Source organism: Shewanella psychrotolerans (genome assembly GCF_019457595.1).
In the GTDB taxonomy this organism is placed as follows: domain Bacteria; phylum Pseudomonadota; class Gammaproteobacteria; order Enterobacterales; family Shewanellaceae; genus Shewanella; species Shewanella psychrotolerans.
Genome location: NZ_CP080419.1, coordinates 3,326,258 through 3,343,325 on the forward strand (window position 1 = coordinate 3,326,258; position 17,068 = coordinate 3,343,325).

14 protein-coding genes are annotated in these 17,068 nt (G+C 44.7%); 3 read left to right on the forward strand and 11 right to left on the reverse strand.

Going from position 1 to position 17,068, the window contains the following annotated elements:
• Positions 1–98 precede the first annotated feature (98 nt).
• From K0I62_RS14735 to ffh, 4 genes are all read right to left on the reverse strand, one after another.
• Positions 99–1,613, reverse strand: a complete 1,515-nt coding sequence (locus K0I62_RS14735; protein ID WP_220068825.1) for an efflux transporter outer membrane subunit — start codon at positions 1,611–1,613, stop codon at positions 99–101.
• Positions 1,606–4,752, reverse strand: coding sequence for an efflux RND transporter permease subunit (locus K0I62_RS14740; RefSeq protein WP_220068826.1), 3,147 nt, complete (start codon positions 4,750–4,752; stop codon positions 1,606–1,608). Before K0I62_RS14740 ends, K0I62_RS14735 begins: the two co-directional genes overlap by 8 nt.
• A 2-nt stretch (positions 4,753–4,754) precedes the next feature.
• Positions 4,755–5,975, reverse strand: coding sequence for an efflux RND transporter periplasmic adaptor subunit (locus tag K0I62_RS14745; RefSeq protein ID WP_220068827.1), 1,221 nt, complete (start codon positions 5,973–5,975; stop codon positions 4,755–4,757).
• A gap of 271 nt (positions 5,976–6,246) precedes the next feature.
• Positions 6,247–7,620, reverse strand: coding sequence for a signal recognition particle protein (gene ffh / locus K0I62_RS14750; protein ID WP_220068828.1), 1,374 nt, complete (start codon positions 7,618–7,620; stop codon positions 6,247–6,249).
• Positions 7,621–7,910: 290 nt separating this feature from the next.
• Here ffh and K0I62_RS14755 point away from each other — a divergent pair, with 290 nt between their 5' ends.
• Both K0I62_RS14755 and K0I62_RS14760 read left to right on the forward strand, forming a co-directional pair.
• A complete protein-coding gene (locus K0I62_RS14755) occupies positions 7,911–8,699 on the forward strand; it encodes a cytochrome C assembly family protein (protein WP_220068829.1) in 789 nt (262 codons plus the stop codon).
• A 123-nt stretch (positions 8,700–8,822) separates the two neighbouring features.
• Entirely contained in the window at positions 8,823–10,109 is a 1,287-nt protein-coding gene (locus K0I62_RS14760) for an HlyC/CorC family transporter (protein ID WP_220068830.1), read from the forward strand.
• A 104-nt stretch (positions 10,110–10,213) separates the two neighbouring features.
• Here the strand turns inward: K0I62_RS14760 and K0I62_RS14765 are convergent, their stop codons facing one another.
• The gene (locus K0I62_RS14765; protein ID WP_220068831.1) at positions 10,214–10,753 is read right to left on the reverse strand and encodes an Mpo1 family 2-hydroxy fatty acid dioxygenase; all 540 of its coding nucleotides are present in this window, start codon (positions 10,751–10,753) and stop codon (positions 10,214–10,216) included.
• 395 nt (positions 10,754–11,148) lie between these two features.
• Here K0I62_RS14765 and K0I62_RS14770 point away from each other — a divergent pair, with 395 nt between their 5' ends.
• Positions 11,149–12,171 carry a sensor domain-containing diguanylate cyclase gene (locus tag K0I62_RS14770; RefSeq protein WP_220068832.1) on the forward strand — a complete coding sequence of 341 codons (1,023 nt, stop codon included), beginning with the start codon at positions 11,149–11,151 and terminating at the stop codon, positions 12,169–12,171.
• A 53-nt stretch (positions 12,172–12,224) separates the two neighbouring features.
• On the opposite strand, the gene acpS is transcribed toward K0I62_RS14770, so the two are convergent.
• The 6 genes from acpS to lepB all read right to left on the reverse strand — a co-directional run bounded on the left by acpS (position 12,225) and on the right by lepB (position 16,970).
• Positions 12,225–12,623, reverse strand: coding sequence for a holo-ACP synthase (gene acpS, locus K0I62_RS14775; RefSeq protein WP_220068833.1), 399 nt, complete (start codon positions 12,621–12,623; stop codon positions 12,225–12,227).
• A gap of 111 nt (positions 12,624–12,734) precedes the next feature.
• Positions 12,735–13,472 (reverse strand): pyridoxine 5'-phosphate synthase, encoded by a 738-nt coding sequence (gene pdxJ / locus K0I62_RS14780; RefSeq protein WP_220068834.1) that lies wholly within the window; start codon positions 13,470–13,472, stop codon positions 12,735–12,737.
• A 108-nt stretch (positions 13,473–13,580) separates the two neighbouring features.
• On the reverse strand, positions 13,581–14,276 hold the full coding sequence (gene recO / locus K0I62_RS14785) for a DNA repair protein RecO (protein ID WP_220068835.1): 696 nt from the start codon (positions 14,274–14,276) through the stop codon (positions 13,581–13,583).
• A gap of 108 nt (positions 14,277–14,384) precedes the next feature.
• Positions 14,385–15,377 carry a GTPase Era gene (era, locus tag K0I62_RS14790; RefSeq protein WP_220068836.1) on the reverse strand — a complete coding sequence of 331 codons (993 nt, stop codon included), beginning with the start codon at positions 15,375–15,377 and terminating at the stop codon, positions 14,385–14,387.
• A complete protein-coding gene (gene rnc / locus K0I62_RS14795; protein WP_220068837.1) occupies positions 15,374–16,051 on the reverse strand; it encodes a ribonuclease III in 678 nt (225 codons plus the stop codon). The genes era and rnc overlap by 4 nt, the downstream gene beginning before the upstream one ends.
• Position 16,052: 1 nt before the next feature.
• Complete coding sequence (gene lepB, locus K0I62_RS14800; protein WP_220068838.1) at positions 16,053–16,970, reverse strand: signal peptidase I; 918 nt, start codon at positions 16,968–16,970, stop codon at positions 16,053–16,055.
• Positions 16,971–17,068 lie beyond the last annotated feature (98 nt).

A 17,068-nucleotide genomic window follows, 5' to 3' on the forward strand; every position in this document is an offset into this window, starting at 1 on the left:
CTCACCATTGGGAATATGCAACTCAAACCGCAGGCAATAAACTTAAAAAGCTAATTTAATGATAAGTGTAACCCAAAAGGTCAACGGCAACTCGACGGCTATTGAACATCCCCCACCCTAGAAGACTTATCCGCCAAAGTCTGCGTCTGTTGCTCTTCCTTAAGCACACCGCCACCGAGTGAGCGATATAGCTTAATCATCGCCAGCAATTTGTCTCGTCTCACCTCACTTAAGCTAAGCTCAGCATTAAACAAGCTTCGTTGTGCATCCATAAGATCCAACGAACTCGATACGCCATTGCGATATCGTAACATCGCTAGGTGAGTATATCCGCGTGCTGCTTCGACCAGCTCTTCTTGCGCTTCAATCGCTAACTCAGAGCGCCGAAAACTATTCATGGCATCGTTAACTTCAAAGTATGCTGCCAATACTGCGCTGCGATAAGCAAGTAGAGCCTGCCTCGATTCCTCTTGGGCTATATCGTATTGGGCCGCGATACTGCCAGCATTGAAAATAGGCGCAGTAATACCGCCAAGGAGTGACCAAGTGACTCCTTGACTATCAAAGATCTTATCTAAATCCTCAGATTCCGTACCATAGCGACCAGTAATGTTAAATTTAGGGAAAAAAGCCGTTTTGGCCAACCCCACATTCGCGTTGGCCGCAATTAATGCCAGCTCTGCAGCTTTGACATCTGGCCGCTGTGACAGCATTTGTGACGGGATGCCCACCCTAAAAGAGGAAGGAAATGGCACTTCGGCAATGAGTGACGCTAAATCACCCTCTACTTTAAGCGGATAATCATATTCGCCGAGCAAAACCCTTAACTGATTAGCTTTTTCTTGACGCGCAAAATCGAGAGACGGCAAGGTGACTTTAGCACTCTGGTATTCCACTTCAGCTTGCTTAACCTGCAAGCCTGAAATCACCCCATTTTGTTTTCTTAACCTTGCCAAATCACGCTCTTTTTTACGCAACTGAACCGTATTGACAGAGATTTGATAACGCTGCTCAATATCAAGCCATTCATAATAACGACTGGCAACATCGCTTATTAGGCTGATAACCGCCAAATTAAGCGCTTCTTGTGTCGATAGAAAATGTGCATATTCAGCTTCACTGCGACGCCGATTAGCTCCCCAAACATCAAGCTCCCAAGACACTGTACCGGCAATATCGAATTCATTGCCGTGGGTAGGATTAGTGTTGGTTATACCACTGTCGATTGAACGCTCTGCATTAGCGCCTAAACCAAATTCCGGATAAAGCGTCGCGTCAGTCACTGTCACTTTCGAACGAGCAGCGATGAGACGAGAACGTACCGCCTCAAGATCTAAGTTTTGCGCCAGCGCATAAGAGATAAGTTTACGCACATTGGGGTCAAGGTAAAATGACTGCCATGCCACCAGACCATCATTGTCGATGGTATCTTGTACCAACTCATGATGATATTGCGCCGGTAGGTCAACGTCTGGACGCTGATAGTCAGGTCCCATTGCACAACCAACTAAGCCCAGTACCGTGGCTGTAAACCCTATGACCTTAGCCCTACTAGCAACCCAAACGAGCTTTAACGTGAATCTTGCTTGATCTCCGAGCCGTTGATTAGCCATGAGCATTGCCCTCCTGCGCAGGACGTCCGTTCGCTGCGCCAGGCTTTATTTTAGATTTTAACCAGCCTGCGGTCGTGACGAAAAAAAGGGGCACCATAATAATACCTATGGTGGTCGCAAACACCATTCCGCACAGAATAGGGATAGAGATGCTCTGGCGACTCACCGCGCCTGGCCCCACAGATAACACCAGCGGCAACACACCTAAAATGAATGCCATTGAGGTCATTAGAATGGGGCGAAAACGCATGTTGGCGGCCTCTAACGCGGCCTCAAGATAACCTTTTCCTTCCTTATGCAATTGATTAGCAAACTCGACAATCAAAATAGAGTTCTTCGCCGCCATCCCAATGAGAGCAATAAAGGCGACTTGAAAGAATAAATTACTCTCCATGCCACTGACCCAAGTGCCTAAGGCCGCCCCCAACATAGCAATCGGTGCGATGAGCAATACCGCAATGGGGATAGTCCAACTCTCATACAGTGCAGCAAGGAATAAGAATACAAACAACATAGCTAACGCGACAGCAATGCTGGTTTGATTGGCTGACTGTACTTCCTGATAAGTAATACCTGTCCATTCGTAACTAAACTCATTGGGTAAAATGGGTTTAGCCACTCGCTCTATGGCTCTAATCACATCACCAGAGGCATAACCCGCTGCCGGCGTTGCATTAATCGAGGCACTGCTAAATAAATTGTAATGAGTTACCGCAGCTGGGCCAACAGAATACTCATACTTCGCCAGCACACCGATAGGCACCATAGCGCCGCTGGATGAGCGCACGTAGTAATCTTTTATCTGCTCAGGAAATTGACGATAACTCTCCTCGGCTTGCACTTTTACTCGATACACACGGCCAAATAAATTGAAATCATTAACCGTAGAAGAATCTGTAAAAGTTTTTATCGTACTGTAGATATCAGCCACATTAACGCCAATGGCCATCGCTTTGGCTTCATCAACCGTTAAGTGCAGCTGTGGTATCGCACTTTGAAGAGACAGCCCTGCCGTTGCAATTTCTGGTTGTAATTTAAGTTGTTCAACCAGCTCACCAGCGGTTTCCATTAAGCCTTTAAAGTTTGTCCCAGAGGTGTCTTGTAGCTCCATTTCAACCCCAGAACCATTACCTAATCCTGGCACTGCCGAGGGTAAATACACGTTGAACTCAGCTTCTAATATATCGAGTAACGCGTGATCTATCTCTTTCATCACTTTTTTAACCGTTGCATCACTCTGCATCCGCTCAGACCAAGGCTTAAGAATAATTTCGAATTGACCATTAGCTTGGTTAGAGCCTGAACGACGATTCTCTCCGGCCAAGGTAAACGAATATGCAACAGCAGGATGGGCCAACACTTTGGCTTCGGCTTTCTTTAGCACGGCTTGTGAACGATTCACGGTTGCGCCATCAGGTAAGGTCATATCGATAAAAAAGCGACCTTGATCTTCATCAGGCATAAAACTCGACGGTAGGTTTGACATGATCATATAAACGCCACCGACCATAATGGCAAACACCAAATAACTACGTGTAGCCTGCCGAGCAGTTAATGCAACGATCGCGACATATTTACTGGTACAAATATCCAGCTTGTCGTTCATCCATTTGAAAAAACCCGAGGTGGCCTTATCTCCTGGCCTTAGCAATAAGGCACATAAGGCTGGCGACAGTGTCAGCGCCACGACCGTAGAGATCAACACCGCCACGGTAATCGCTATGGCAAACTCGCGGTACATGATGCCGGTTATCCCCGATAAAAAAGAAACTGGTACAAATACCGCCGCCAAGACTAAGCTTGTTGCCACCAGCGCGCCAGAAAGCTCTTTCATGGCAACACCGGTCGCCTCAACGGAATTTAAGCCCTTTTCATGCATTAAGCGCTCAACATTTTCTACGACCACAATGGCATCATCAACTACAATACCGATCGCCAGCACTAAGGCCAGTAAACTCACAGTGTTAATCGTAAACCCAAACGCCAGCATGGCCGCCAGCGTACCAACCAATGATACTGGCACCGCAATTGCGGGGATCAAGGTTGCCCGAAAGTTTTGCAGGAACAGATAGACCACCAATATCACTAGTATCAATGCTTCAATTAACGTTTTGACCACTTCATCAATCGAGTTTTCAATAAAAATAGAAGCATCAAAAAAGACTTCCCAGTTCATACCTTGCGGGAACTTTTCTGCCAGTGTCGCCATCTCGTTTTTAACATTTTTGGTCACCTCTAGGGCATTGGCTCCGGGTAACAGATAAACCTGCAAAATGGTCGCATTAATCCCATTTAGTTGTGACTGTAGGGTGTAGGATGACGAGCCTAACTCCACCCGCGCAATATCACGCAACCTGATAAGAGAGCCATCGCTATTGGCGCGCACAATAATCTCTTTAAATTGTGGCACACTGCTCATACGCCCCTCTGCGGTGATAGGCATTGTCATACTTAGGGACTCAGCATTGGGCTGCGAACCAATCGCCCCCGCGGGCGACTCCTTATTCTGTGCCTTCACCGCCGCGATCACATCGCTAGTCGTAAGACCATAACCGGCCATAATATCGGGCTTTAACCAGACTCGCATTGAATAGCTGCGTGACCCGGTATTTCGCACACGTCCGACGCCTGGGATACGTTTAAGGGCCGCTTGAATATTGATGGTCGCGTAGTTACTTAAATAGATTTCATCATAGCGGTCATCGGTCGATGTTAACGCTAATTTAAGTAGCTCAACCGAGGCTTCTTTCGATACAGACACCCCTTCGGTTTGCACATCAATGGGTAAGCTTCCAGCCGCTTGTTGAGTTGAGTTTTGCACATCAACCGCCGCCAAATCAGGATTAGTGCCAACATCAAAGGTAATGGTGACATTAGCGCTGCCAGAGTTAGTACTCTTAGAGCTCATATAAATCATGTTCGGTAAACCGTTTAATTCTTGCTCTAACGGTGTAGCAACCGACTCTGCAGCCGTTGTCGATGCGGCACCAGGATAGGAAGCCGACACTTTAACTTGTGGCGGCGTAATATAAGGATATTGATCTATGGGCAGTTTAAACATGGCAATTAAGCCAAGCAGTACAATCACTATGGAGATAACACAAGCATACACCGGCCGAGTCACAAAAAATTGTGCCATGGTTACTGCTCCTGCTCTTGTTCTAACGCTTGCTGTTTAAGCGCCTGTTCTTTTTGTGCTCTATCTTCACGTTGTTGATATTCTTGTTGAGTTAATGGCTCCGCCAGTTGACCGTGACGAACGCGGTGCATACCTTCAACAATCACCAATTCACCCGCGCGCAAACCACTCTTAACCACGACCCCCATCTTGCCCTGATGCTCTATCACAATAAAACGCCGCTCGACCTTATTATCAGGTTGCACCACCATGACATATACCCCGCCCTGTTCTACCTGGGTAGCCTTTTGTGGGATCACGACGGCGTCATCTATCTCATCAAGCTTGATCCGTACATTGGTGTATTGACCGGGTAGCAGCTCTTTATTGGGGTTGGGTAGCTCAGCCCTTACTTGGAATGTACCCGTTTCAGGATTAACCGACGGATCGGTAAAGCGCACATCCCCTAGATATGGGTAAGCACTATGGTCGGGTAAGGTGATGGCCACAAAACCTTCGACGGCTTTACCTTCGGTCTCGGCATCTTTCTTGTCAGAGTAACTCGTCATGCGACGACGGGCGTTAAGGTAATCTAAAGCCGACATGTTGAAGGTGACATAGATGGGGTTAACTTGCTTTACCCGAGTAAGCAAAGATTGACCATTACTGCCAACGAGTGCGCCTATATCAACCTCTGAACGACTAACTAAACCTGATATCGGCGATTTAATCTCTGTATAACTCAGCTCCAACTGAGCTTCTTCCAACTCAGCCATACTTGCCGCAAGGCTTGATTTGGCTTGGGATAACACAGATAACGCATTATCAAAATCGAGCTGACTAGCAGCATCTTGCTCATACAAAGGCCTTAAACGGTCCACATCACGCTTGGCTTTATCCAAAGCAGATTGCTGTGATTCGACATTGGCTTTTAAACGATTGACCACGGCCAAATAAGGGCGGTTGTCAATCCGATATAACACCGCACCTTTTTTTACCGCACTACCTTCGATGAAGCTTTTGTCTTCAACAAAACCATCAACACGTGCCCTAACCTCTACATCGAGTGATGCTTGTGTCACACCAATGTAGTTGCCATAGAGTGGCACCTTGGCTGAACTGACTTTCTCAACAACGACTAACTTAGGAATGATTTTCGGCTCAGTCTTCTCGCAACCAACTAAAGAAATAAATGCCACAATGACAACGACTAAGCGTTTTGCCGGAAAAACTATTCTAATCATGAATATGCCCTAAATTAATCAATCGTACCACGCAGCACAAGGCCGCCCATTTAAACCCCAACGAGTCAATGAGCAACGTTAATACGATATGGTGTGCAGGAATAAGTGTAAACGCTAACATCCCACAACATCAAGAGAACAACCAAATAACAGCAAGATAAAAAACTGAAAAATCAGTCACTAGCCTCAGTTGCAGCTTTCTTCAACATCGCAAAAAAAAGCTCAAGCATATTGCTTGAGCCTTAAGATTTGCGCATTTTAAGAGACTTAATTAACGGCCTGGCATCTTCATGCCTGGAGGCAACATGCCACTCATGCCGCGCATCATTTTTTTCATGCCGCCTTTAGCCGACATCTTCTTCATCATTTTTTGCATCTGAGTAAACTGTTTCAATAAACGGTTTACATCTTGGATCTGGGTACCTGATCCCATTGCAATACGGCGTTTACGTGAGCCCTTGATAATATCAGGACGTTTACGCTCTGCGGCTGTCATGGAGTTAATGATCGCCTCCATTTGCCCCGTCATCTTACCGTCTTGCACTTGAGCGAGCGCTTCTGGCGGAAGTTGACCAACACCAGGCAGCTTTTCCAGCATGTTCATCATGCCGCCCATGTTTTTCATCTGCTGCAGCTGTTCACGGAAATCTTCAAGATCAAAGCTACCGCCTTGCTTCACTTTAGAAGCAAGCTTCATCGCCTTATCTTTATCGACGCCACGCTCTACTTCTTCGATAAGCGATAACACATCGCCCATGCCTAAGATACGAGAGGCTACACGATCGGGATGGAAAGGCTCTAGTGCATCGGTCTTCTCACCGACACCCAAAAACTTAATCGGCTTACCGGTGATATGGCGAATGGATAATGCCGCACCGCCGCGTGCATCACCATCGACTTTGGTAAGAATCACGCCTGTTAAAGGTAGTGTTTCGTTAAACGCTTTAGCCGTATTGGCCGCATCTTGACCTGTCATAGCATCAACCACGAACAAGGTTTCGATTGGTTTAACCGCAGCATGAAGATCTTTGATCTCATCCATCATGCTTTCGTCAACGTGCAATCGACCTGCCGTATCGACAATAACAACGTCGATAAACTTCAGTTTTGCATGCGCCATAGCTGCATTAACAATATCGACTGGCTTTTGGCTGACATCTGATGGGAAGAACTCAACCTCAACTTCGGCAGCCAAGGTTTCAAGCTGCTTTATTGCAGCAGGACGATATACGTCAGCACTGACCACGAGGACAGATTTCTTTTCACGCTCTCGAAGAAACTTAGACAGTTTCGCCACACTGGTAGTTTTACCGGCACCTTGAAGACCAGCCATCATGATAACCGCAGGAGGCTGGGTCGATAGATTTAGCGCTTCGTTGGCTTCGCCCATGGCGTTTTCCAACTCGCTTTGTACTATCTTAATAAAAGCTTGGCCTGGACTAAGGCTTTTCGAGACTTCTTGGCCAACAGCACGTTCTTTAACGCTGTTTACAAAAGCACGCACAACAGGCAAAGCGACATCGGCTTCAAGCAACGCCATACGCACTTCGCGTAACGTTTCTTTTATATTATCTTCAGTTAAGCGACCACGACCACTGATGTTCTTCAGGGTACGTGATAATCTGTCCGTTAGGTTCTCAAACATTATCGCGTTCTTTACCGTTTAGAATTTACATGATTGAGCGTATTATAACGATGCATAGATATTATGCTACCGCACTAAGCAAGTTATCGAACTTGAACGGATGCATTAATCTTTTAAAAATTTGTAAAACTTAGGACTAACGCTCAGAAAGTGCTAATTTTTGTGTGTAAAGCCCCTGCCCATTTATACATAGCTCGTGTTATTCTAATGACATTAGATAAGCAAGATACAACCAACTCAGAAGGGTTGCGATTGCAAAGAAAACGAACATAACGATAGGTTAATTTTCGATGGTCATTTTTTCGGCTTCAGCCATATTTTTCTACAGCATAGCCCTTATCTTGGTGATTAGTCGCCTGTTTCATGCCGATGGCCCGAACCGCAAGGCTGTTGCCGGGTTTGCTGCGATCGCCGTGATTCTTCATGCCGCCGCACTTTCACAGGCCATCTTTACTGGTGACGGACAAAACTTTAGCCTAACCAACGTTATCTCCATGGTTAACTGGATCATTGCCTTTACCTTTACCATTTTAATGTTCAGATTAAAGGTGATTGTAGTCGTTCCAGTGGTCTATGCCTGCTCGGTAATATCTGTCGCGCTGCTATGGTTACTTCCTCCGAAGTTTATTACCCATTTTGAGCTCTACCCAGAAGTACTTGCCCACGTGGTGTTATCACTGATGGCATATAGCGCCCTGATGATTGCAGCGCTCTATGCGATACAGCTTGCAATAATCCAAAATAAATTGAAGAAAAAGCAGTTAATGCTAAGTCCTGCGATACCGCCTTTAATGACGGTTGAAAAACAGCTATATCATCTCGTTATCATCGGCGTAGTGTTACTGAGTTTGTCACTGGCTACCGGGTTTATTTTCCTCGACGATATGTTTGCTGCGGGTAAAGGCCATAAGGCGATTTTATCTATCCTTGCTTGGTTTACCTATATTGCTATGCTAGCGCAACAGTATTGGGTCGGCTGCAAAATCCGTACAGCCGTAGCCTATACGCTTACAGGCGCAACCTTGCTATCTCTTGCGTACTTCGGTGCAAGAATCGTTAAAGAGCTTATTTTACAATAGGTCAAATAACCCTAGTTGACGACATAAACTCTCGGCTAGGGCCAACTTGACTCTTCGTTCAAATCGCTGTATTTACTACTTCTTACAACAATTTTCTTACTATCGCCAAAGCGAGGCCACTGTTTGGACGTCATATCCACCAGCGCACTTCTATTCATTCTATTTGTACTTATCGTAATATCGGCCTACTTTTCAGGTTCTGAGACTGCGATGATGTCCCTCAACCGCTATAGGTTACGTCATTTAGCCAATAATGGTCATAAAGGGGCTAAAAGAGCGATTAAATTACTCGATAGACCTGACCGTCTTATCGGTCTCATCTTAATTGGTAATAACCTAGTCAATATTCTTGCAGCGTCTATCGCGACCATTGTCGCGAGCCGCTATTTCGGTGAGGTTGCAGGTCCTGCTGTAGCCACGGGAGTGCTCACGTTAGTGATACTCGTTTTTGCCGAAGTAACCCCTAAAACTGTGGCCGCATTGCACCCTGAACGTATCGCTTTCCCATCGAGCGTGCTACTAAAAATCCTCTTAGTTGTACTTTTACCTTTAGTCAAAAGTGTTAACTTTATCACCTCGACTTTCTTGCATATTCTCGGTATCCGATCAGTAAAAGAGGATGATGCATTAAGCCAAGAAGAGTTGCGCACCGTAGTACATGAAGCTGGCGCTTTGATCCCAAGACGACATCAAGAGATGCTGTTATCGATTATGGATCTTGAAAAAGTCACCGTCGAAGACATTATGATCCCGCGTTCAGATCTTTACGCCATCAATATTAATGACAACTTTAAGAGCATTAATAAGCAAGTGATCCAAAGTCCACATACTCGCGTGTTACTCTATCGGGATACGATCGATGATGCGGTCGGCTTTGTTCATCTTCGCGATGCTCTGAGACTACAATCCAAAGAACAATTTAGTAAGTCTTCCTTACTTCGCGCCGTAAAAGAGCTCTACTTTGTCCCTGAAGGTACGCCACTTAACGTACAACTGGCCAACTTTCAGCGAAATAAAGAACGTATCGGACTGGTCGTCGATGAATATGGCGACATTCAAGGCTTAGTTACCCTAGAAGATATTCTCGAAGAGATTGTGGGTGACTTCACCACGTCGATGATCACCACCCCAAGTGAAGATATCAATAAACAACCCGATGGAAGTTACTTAATCGATGCCACCATCAACATTCGCGATTTAAACAAAGAGATGGGTTGGCATTTCCCAATTGATGGACCAAAGACACTTAATGGCCTCATCATAGAATATCTTGAAGATATTCCTGAACCTAGCACTTCCATGCGGATATTTGGTTATCCTCTTGAAGTTATCGAAGTCGGGGAGAACATGGTAAAAACAGTGCGAGTGATACCTAAGCACTACAAAGCCCCAAAAACTAAGAAAAGCTAATAGCCTTCTAAATTAAAAGAGTAAAAAGGCGCTATATAGCGCCTTTTTACTGTCTAATCGACTTCGTTAACTTACTGTATTGGGCATACAGGAGCGCAGCGACATTAGTTAGCAGAATTCAACTTTGTCAAACTACGCCTCTTTTCTATTGCCAACGGCGTGATCTCTTTATCCAGCTCAGACTCCAATCCCAGCATAAAATAAACCTCAGCCATCAAGAAAAACGGGCCGATTAACAACTGATTCAAATCATCGATAAACGCAGGCTTCGCCTTTTCATATTTGTGCCCTATAAGCTGAAATACCCAGCCAACCACAAAGACACCAATAGCAATCATCCAAACCTCGTCTAATCTAGAAACCAGATATGAGCTGTACAATACAGGTAAGATAAAAAGTAACAATCCAATCGCTAATTTCGCATGCAACTTAAAATAGTAAATGAGTACACCTGCAGCGAATAATCCGGCAACGTTGAATACTAAGCCTGAATCCTCAAGAACTAAAAAATTAACAGGAATAGTGTTTAGCATCACAAATGCAGCCCAAATAATCAGCGGGATCCCAACGAAGTGAGTCTTAATATTGGTTGGATTGAGGTGCACACTCTTATAAGTCGCTAGCTGCTCTACAGCGGATTTCATTTTGCACTCCCAGATTTGATGAATTTATTTTTATTATGCTCAATTGCAGGCACGGCGTTTAAACGAAATACACCTATCGAGATGAAGAGACGAAATTGTCTCACATGAATGACAGCTTCACCGATGCAAACACTTATCCTTGCCCGACTTCATCGATGAGAGTCTCGATAGCCCCTTTTATTATCTCTAACCTAGCTCATTTACCGCTTAAATCATAGGCTCAAGATTCAAATTTTACCCGAAGAGTGGATCCCAAGTTATCATTAAAAATTCAGCACCTTATTAAAGCCTTCCTCGACAAAAGTTAAAAATAGAAAAACCGAAAGCTCACTGTTTTATGTTGGTAGCTTCAACTATATTAAAGAAGAACAAGGCCGATCTTATATCAGTATTCTATGAAAAATACCTATAAACATAACACCCTTGCCGAATCTGACTTCACACTCAACGCCATCTTAGATCTGATAGCGGAAGGGACTTGGGACTGGGATGCCAAAACAGGGATAGTAATAAGAAGTCCAGGCTGGTATCGAATGCTAGGTTACGATGAAAAATCCTTGCAAGAGAATGTATTTACATGGGAAAACATCATTCATCCAGATGACTATAACAGAGTGATGACCCACTTTGAGCAATATATCAATGGAGAGTCTAATCAATACCGGATCGAATACCGATGTAAAAAATCCGATGATAGTTACTTATGGATATTGGATCATGCCAAAATCCAGACTTATAAAGCTGACGGCACAGTTGCGAGAATGATTGGCGCTCATCAGAATATTCATGATGAGAAATTAGCAGCACAAGAAGCCGACAAACTCAAAGAGATGGCACTACAGGGCACGATATCATTGGAAAGTTTGATAAAGATAAGTGCTAGAGAACTTAAAATTAAAAATCAGCAACTTGAAGATAAAATCAAACAAGTAGCTCTGCTATCCAATATTGATCCGCTCACCTCTATCGCCAATAGAAGAAGTTTTGAAGTCGAATTAACCAAAGAGATCTTACGGTCAAAACGATATAATCACCCATTATCACTGGCTATGTTTGACATAGATTTATTCAAAAACATCAATGACACCTACGGTCACAATAAAGGTGATCTTATTCTGCAAAAGCTCTGTCGGCTAGTCTCTAAAAATATTAGAGAGCAAGACTGCTTCGCTCGATGGGGTGGAGAAGAATTTGTTATTATATTTCCTGAAATAACACTAGAAAACGCACTGGAGGTGACAGAGAAATTACGAAGCACTATCAGCCAATATGAGTTCGAACCCAATTTATACATTAGCTGCAGTTTTGGTGTGACCGAATATAATAGTACAGATTCAATAGAAACCGTCTTTCAGCGTATTGATAACTCACTATATCAAGCCAAAAAAAACGGTCGCAATCGAGTCGAAAGCTGTTAACCCCTAAAGCCCTCTATAAGAAAAAAGACTAATAATTTTTCTTCAAATTTCCGCTATGACTCAATAATCACAGTCGCGGTGGCATAATGTTTTTCATCGGCAATGGATAGGAAGGCTTTAACACCACCTAACAAAGTTAATCGCTCAGCTGCACCAGCATTGAAACTCACTAAAGGCGCGCCGTTAGCATCATTACTTATTTCAATATGCTGGAACGATACACCGCGGCCTATTCCTGTACCTAATGCCTTAGCCGCAGCCTCTTTGGCTGCAAAACGTTTCGCTAGGTAACGTCCCGGTTGGGTGGCGTTAACAAAGATCGAAAGCTCAAACGGGGTTAACACCCGTTTGGCCAAGCGACATTGAGCGAGCGCATCATGATCGCCCGCTTGAGGTACCTTTTGTTCGATACGTTCAATTTCAACGATATCTGTACCTAAACCGACAATCATGACTATTCCTTAAAAAATTGAGCAGTGGCGGCCCAACACTCAACGAAAACATTGATAAGCACGTGACTAGTAGCTGTTAGCTATTAGCTCGTAGCCTATACTTCCAGCAATTTACTCGCCGTTACGCCCTTCAATCATTAACAGCTTCATATCACGAACTGCAGTGTCTAAACCATCGATAGACGCACGGGCGATAATTGCGTGACCAATATTAAGCTCATAAAGCTCTGGGATCGCGGCTATCGGCTTCACATTGTGATAGTGGAGTCCATGGCCAGCATTAACCACTAATCCCTTACCGTGGGCATACGTGGCCATCTCAGTAATACGCGCAAGTTCTTTAGCCTGCGCTTCGTCGGTCTCGGCGTCAGCATAACAACCTGTATGTAGCTCAATCACTGGGGCGCCTACGTCAACAGTGGCATCGATTTGTGTTTTATCTGCATCGATAAATAACGAAACCTTAATCCCCTGCGCAGCCAAACGGGAAACAGCAGCGCGGATCTTATCCTGTTGCCCAGCAACATCCAGTCCCCCCTCAGTGGTCAACTCTTCACGCTTTTCAGGCACTAAACACACATAAGTCGGCTTAACTTCGCAGGCGATATCGAGCATCTCATCAGTCACGGCCATTTCAAAATTCATCCGCGTCTTGATCGTCTTAGCAAGCAGATAAATATCGCGATCGCAGATATGACGTCGATCTTCACGTAGATGCACGGTAATACCTTCAGCCCCTGCATGCTCCGCGACGGCTGCGGCATGGACAGGGTCTGGATAGCTAGTACCACGAGCCTGACGTAAGGTTGCAATGTGATCGATATTAACGCCCAAATGAATACGGCCCATGGTATGTACCTAACCTTTAAGAATATTAAGTGATTGTAGATTGGTTGGCGCTTATTGTACTAAGCCACAAAGGAAAAACCAGTCGAAACTGCGCCAGAGGCAAGCAAATTACTTGCTATAAGATGATTTTTTGATGCCTTTATTAAACAAGGCCCGCGACTTGAGTGGTTTATCGCCAAGTACAGCCGAGAGCAGTTGCCTCATTAATCGCTTAGCTTGTTTAAAATCAGACTCTTGCAATTTTCCAGTCTCTAAAGCCAGCAGCAACTCACCACTATAGTGATTAGATTTAGGCCCAAGTGCAGTAGAAAAACCCTCATCCGATAACAGGCGGTAATAGAAATCAGCCTCGATAGGAGATTGCGTAACATCCAGTGTTAACGATGGCATCACCCCCAGCTCTTTTAGGAGTTCAATCTCAAATGACCTTAGCTGCGCCTGATTAAATCCCGCTGCCATTGCCATCAAGGTTTTATGATAAGTAAAAAACAGCTGCTCGGCCCCGTGTTCAACAGAGAGACAACGCACCAATAATTCATTTAAGTAAAATCCAGCAAAGCTAACTTCGCCACTTATAGGCACTGCCGGACTCGCGGCTTCAACTTGATACAAGTTTTTAAGGCTACTGCGACCAGAAAGTTGAAACAGCAGAGGTTGAAATGGCTGAAGAATACTCTTAATTGATGACTTGCCACTACCAAGACGCGCAACACAATCGATACGTCCATGACCATCGACCAATAAATTAACGAGAACGCTCGACTCTTTGTAAGGACGAGTATGTAACACATATCCCCGCAGCATCTATCCTCGCTCGCTTATTATCAATCATTACAATAAAGGCCAAGATAATAAACCGCAAACCTTGTTGCAATCCCTCATCTCGGCCTCAGATCATCACGTTACTGATGGTTAATCTTCGCCATAGCCTAATGATCTTAACGCACGCTCATCATCGGCCCAACCAGATTTAACCTTAACCCAAACCTCTAAGAACACCTTGTTATCGAATAAGACTTCCATATCCAAACGCGCTTGAGTTGCAATCGTGCGAATACGTTCACCCTTATTACCAATCACCATACGCTTTTGAGTTTCGCGCTCAACTAAGATCAAGGCATTAATTTGATAAACGCCATTTTCCATCATCTTAAACTGTTCAATCTCAACCGTTGCATCGTAAGGCAATTCATCGCCCAAAAAGCGCATCAGCTTTTCACGCACAATTTCTGATGCCATAAACTTTTGAGAGCGGTCGGTAACATAGTCTTCAGGGAAATAGAAAGGCGATTCTGGAACAGACTCAACCGCCATATCCATAATACGCTGCACATTGGTGCCTTGAGTCGCTGATATTGGCAAAATTTCATCAAACTCAAATTTAGCCGCAAGCTCCTGCAAATGCGGGAATAACGCCTCCTTGTCTTTGATGTTATCCACCTTGTTGATGGCCAGTACTGTTTTACGACCATCATCACGACTTTGAAGCTTTTTAAGTACCATCTCATCGTCGGCGGTCCAGTTAAGGCCATCGACAACAAAAACAACCAGACTCACCTCAGCAAGGGAGCTCGATGCAGCGCGGTTCATTAAACGGTTAATGGCGCGCTTCTCTTCTATATGCAAACCAGGCGTGTCGATAAATACCACTTGGCGAGGACCATCGGTATGAATCCCCATAATACGGTGACGCGTAGTTTGCGGCTTCTTAGAGGTAATTGAAATTTTTTGCCCTAAAAGCTTATTGAGTAGTGTCGACTTACCCACATTTGGGCGGCCAACAATAGCAACCATACCACAGTAGGTGACAGCATATTCGCTGGCACTCGTACCGCTGTTCATACGAGCAAGCAGCTCGTCTAAACTCGGTTCGTTACTGCTTTGCGGCTTTTTAGGATCACTCATCGTTTAATACGCTCCAAAACTTCTGCTGCGGCAATCTGCTCCGCTTTTCTACGGGAGTTGGCTATGCCAACGACCGCTTTATCTAATTGCTCAATTTTACATTCAACTGTAAAAGTTTGCGCGTGAGCCTCTCCGCTAATATTGACAACCTTGTATACCGGTAGAGGTTTTTTAAAGCCCTGCAGGTGTTCCTGCAGCAGGGTTTTGGGATCTTTTTGATTAATCGGCTCAATGACGGCCAATCGCGTCTTATACCAATTTAACACTAATACTCGACAAGCTTCGAGATCGGCATCGAGATAGATAGCACCAATAATCGCTTCGACCGCGTCAGCTAAAATGGATTCACGGCGAAATCCACCACTCTTAAGTTCGCCAGGACCGAGTTTGAGGTAATCTCCGAGCTTAAATTCTTTAGCTATTTGCGCCAACATTTTGCCGCACACCAACGTAGCACGCATACGACTCAAGTCACCTTCGGTCGCCTTGGGAAACTGATGATACAAAGCATCCGAGATCACAATAGACAGAATTGAATCACCTAAAAACTCGAGGCGTTCATTGTGTTTACTTGCTGCACTTCTGTGAGTTAAAGCTTGCTCTAAAAGGCTTAGCTTATTGAATTCATAACCTAATGTTCGGCATAAACGCGGCAGGTTTTTAATCGGTTCCATATTACACAATTCCGCCTACACGATTAAAACGCACACCCGTTGGGATCCATGTTGGCAAAAAGTCGCTCTTGCTGCGGTCAAACTCGAAGCTAATCCAAATAGCCACCGCTTTGCCCACTAAGTTTGCTTCTGGCACAAATCCCCAAAAACGCGAGTCGGTACTGTTATCGCGGTTGTCACCCATCATGAAATATTGGCCTTCAGGTACAATAAATTCACCCACAGCAAGATTGTTCTCACGGAAATAGTAAGAAGTGGGTTCACCTCGTCCAGGGTTAATCAAGATATCGTGGGTCACGTCACCTAACTGCTCTTTGTAACGTAATAACGGGATATTATCTTGGCTAAATTCGCCTTGATTGACACCCACACGCTCAATTTTTTCAAGCTTAGGGCAAGTCGTTTCACCTTCAGCACACGCTTTTTGGATATAGAGATCTTTATTACGATAAACAATACGATCCCCTGGCAAACCAATCACTCGTTTAATGTAATCAATTTTAGGGTTCTCAGGATACTTGAATACCGCAACATCGCCACGCTCAGGCTTGCCAGTTTCAACCAACTTACTGCGCCAGACAGGATCTTTTAACCCGTAGCTGAACTTCTCAACTAAGATGAAATCGCCGACTAACAGTGTTGGCATCATCGAACCAGATGGAATCTGAAATGGTTCATAGATAAACGAACGTAAAATCAATACAAAAGCGATAACTGGAAAAATGGAACGCGAGGTTTCAACAATAGCTGATTCACGAACAATTTTTTCAGCGCTTTCTTCACTAATATTAGCCTCGGAGGCTTGCGCAATAGCGAGCTTCTGTTGGCGCTTAGGTGCGAGCACAATCGCGTCGAACAACCAGATCAAACCACTACTGACTGTCACCAATACCAAGATGAGGGAAAAATAAGCTGCCATAGCTAACTAACTCCTGCGAAATAAGAATATCAGCATCGGACTAACCAGTCTGACGCCTCAATAGCTCATTTATACTGTAACAAAGAAAGCGCCGCAAA

Bases quoted from the DNA above. Each gene is read 5' to 3' on its own strand.
- lepB (WP_220068838.1), bottom strand. From the start codon at position 16,970: ATGGCAGCTTATTTTTCCCTCATCTTGGTATTGGTGACAGTCAGTAGT.
- rnc (WP_220068837.1), bottom strand. From the start codon at position 16,051: ATGGAACCGATTAAAAACCTGCCGCGTTTATGCCGAACATTAGGTTAT.
- acpS (WP_220068833.1), bottom strand. From the start codon at position 12,623: ATGATTGTCGGTTTAGGTACAGATATCGTTGAAATTGAACGTATCGAA.
- ffh (WP_220068828.1), bottom strand. From the start codon at position 7,620: ATGTTTGAGAACCTAACGGACAGATTATCACGTACCCTGAAGAACATC.
- K0I62_RS14755 (WP_220068829.1), top strand. From the start codon at position 7,911: ATGGTCATTTTTTCGGCTTCAGCCATATTTTTCTACAGCATAGCCCTT.
- K0I62_RS14745 (WP_220068827.1), bottom strand. From the start codon at position 5,975: ATGATTAGAATAGTTTTTCCGGCAAAACGCTTAGTCGTTGTCATTGTG.
- K0I62_RS14770 (WP_220068832.1), top strand. From the start codon at position 11,149: ATGAAAAATACCTATAAACATAACACCCTTGCCGAATCTGACTTCACA.
- K0I62_RS14735 (WP_220068825.1), bottom strand. From the start codon at position 1,613: ATGGCTAATCAACGGCTCGGAGATCAAGCAAGATTCACGTTAAAGCTC.
- K0I62_RS14740 (WP_220068826.1), bottom strand. From the start codon at position 4,752: ATGGCACAATTTTTTGTGACTCGGCCGGTGTATGCTTGTGTTATCTCC.
- pdxJ (WP_220068834.1), bottom strand. From the start codon at position 13,472: ATGGGCCGTATTCATTTGGGCGTTAATATCGATCACATTGCAACCTTA.
- recO (WP_220068835.1), bottom strand. From the start codon at position 14,276: ATGCTGCGGGGATATGTGTTACATACTCGTCCTTACAAAGAGTCGAGC.
- era (WP_220068836.1), bottom strand. From the start codon at position 15,377: ATGAGTGATCCTAAAAAGCCGCAAAGCAGTAACGAACCGAGTTTAGAC.
- K0I62_RS14765 (WP_220068831.1), bottom strand. From the start codon at position 10,753: ATGAAATCCGCTGTAGAGCAGCTAGCGACTTATAAGAGTGTGCACCTC.